Raw genomic sequence first — 2,010 nt, forward strand, 5'->3', positions numbered from 1 at the left:
CTAGGCCCTGTACGGAGTCGTGATCACCGCGCCGGTAGAACATTCGTGTGACGAGACGTGAACTGAGCGATGGCGACTGGACATTGGTGGAGCCGCTACTGCCGATAGGTGGGTCCGGGCCGTTCCCACATCGACTGCGGGACCAGTTCGAGGGTGTGGTCTGGCGGTTCCGTACTGGGAGCCAGTGGCGGGAGATGCCGGAGGAGTTCGGAGCCTGGTCAACGGTCTATGACCGGTTCCGCCAGTGGCGGGACGCTGGGGTGTTCCAGGCCCTGATGGAGGCGCTGATCTCCGAGGCCGCGCGGCGCGGACAGGTGGACCTGTCGCTGGTCAGCGTGGACTCCACCACCGCCCGCGCGCATCACGACGCGGCGGGTGCACGGGTGAGCGAGAGCATCCTGACCGCCCTGGAGGAGACTATCAAGCAGTCAAAGGGGGCCGCCGGAAGGGACAAAAGGATCAAGAAGGTGCGGGAGGAGTCGACGCGGCCGACCCCGTCCGTGTCGAGCGGCGCCGGATTCGCCGACGGCGCCGCGCACGGCTGAAGGCCGCCGCCCTGGGGCGCTCGCGAGGTGGGCTGACCAGCAAGGTGCACCTGGCGGCCGAACGGCGCTGCCGTCCGCTGTCCTTCGTTCTCACCCCTGGGCAGGCCGCCGACAGCCCTCAGTTCATCCCCGTCCTTGGGGGCATCAAGGTCCGCGGCCCGGTGGGGCGGCCGCGTACCCGGCCCGATGCCGTCGCCGCCGACAAGGCGTACTCCTCCCGCCGCAGCCGTGCCCACCTGCGCAATCGCGGGATCAAGGCGGTCATCCCCGAGAAGGCCGACCAGGCCGCCCACCGCAAGAGAAGGGGCCACCGTGGCGGGCGGCCTGTGTGCCACGACGTCGAGCTCTACCGGGATCGCAACACTGTGGAACGCCTGATCAACAAGTTGAAGGCGTGGCGCGGAATCGCCACCCGATATGACAAGACGCCCGAGAGTTATCTCGCCGCACTCCACCTTCGCGGCGCGGTCATCTGGCTCCGTAGCCTCCGCCCCTCCAATTGATCACAACCCTGAACGGGCCTAATCGCTATCGACGAGGGCCTGCCAGTCTCGACTGCGCGGCAAGCCCTCCATCAGCTGCACGAATTCGTCGTGCAGCCGACCGTTGGTGACCAGCACCGACATGTCGCCCCGCAGTACAGACGTCCCTCCCAGATCGGTCACCCGGCCGCCTGCCTCCGTGACGATGACCGGCATCGGAGCCACGTCCTCGTAACCCATCGGCGGACCGGCGATGACGCCCGCGTCGGCCCGACCTGTCACCAGGGCCGCGATTATGCCGGTCGAAGGGGTCAGAAAGACCCGGCGGTGGAGGGTGGAAAGGAGTTCCTCCGGCCAGCCGGCCGGGTTGTGCATCTGCGTCCTTGCCCCGTCCAGGCTGGTCCGTTCCGTGACCCGAGCGCGGCGGCCCAACTGCAAGTCCGGGTCCGGTCCCGGCAGCACCCAGCAGCCCAGGCCGCGGCCCGCCACCACCATCTGCTGCCTCAGCGGCATGTTGATGACTCCGATGGCCGGCCCGTGCTCGTCCTCATAGGCGAGATCGTTCGAGAACAGCGGCACCCGGTGAGTGAAGTATGTGGTGCCGTTGATGGGGTCGATGATCCATCGCCGTCCCGATGACCCGCTGGTCGCTCCTCTCTCCTCTCCGAAGATTCCGTCGTCCGGCATCCGGCTACTCAGCTCGGCTCTGATCAACTCCTCGACCGCCACGTCGATCTCGGTGACCTCGCTGCCGTCCTCCTTGCGACGGCTGTGCCAGTCACCACCGAAGAATCCCTCCACGGACACCTGCCCAGCGCGACCGGCCAGGCGAACAGCGAAGTCCAGGAGCTCACGGTCAACGGGAGGAGCATCGAACGCATAGTCCATCCGGCGAGCCTTTCACGAGCTCCATGATGCGTGAGGCCAGATCAACTTCTTCCACCGCGGAGCCAGCATTGATCATGACTCCGCACAGGCCCTAG

The 2,010-nt window shown here is 67.1% G+C and carries 1 protein-coding gene and 1 pseudogene; one reads left to right on the plus strand and one right to left on the minus strand.

The features are described from left to right. The first annotated feature begins 47 nt into the window (after positions 1-47). A pseudogene (locus ACLJT4_RS42310) lies at positions 48-1,048 on the plus strand (IS5 family transposase). An 18-nt stretch (positions 1,049-1,066) separates the two neighbouring features. On the opposite strand, the gene ACLJT4_RS42315 reads toward ACLJT4_RS42310, so the two are convergent. Continuing rightward, positions 1,067-1,915 (minus strand): inositol monophosphatase family protein, encoded by an 849-nt coding sequence (locus tag ACLJT4_RS42315; RefSeq protein WP_411130492.1) that lies wholly within the window; start codon positions 1,913-1,915, stop codon positions 1,067-1,069. Positions 1,916-2,010 lie beyond the last annotated feature (95 nt).

The sequence above is a fragment of the Streptomyces sp. x-19 genome, from assembly GCF_046549115.1.
GTDB classification, from domain to species: Bacteria; Actinomycetota; Actinomycetes; order Streptomycetales; family Streptomycetaceae; genus Streptomyces; species Streptomyces albulus_C.

What these genes read in the sequence shown, in the direction of transcription:
- ACLJT4_RS42315 (WP_411130492.1), bottom strand. Translation starts at nt 1,915, where the DNA reads ATGGACTATGCGTTCGATGCTCCTCCCGTTGACCGTGAGCTCCTGGAC.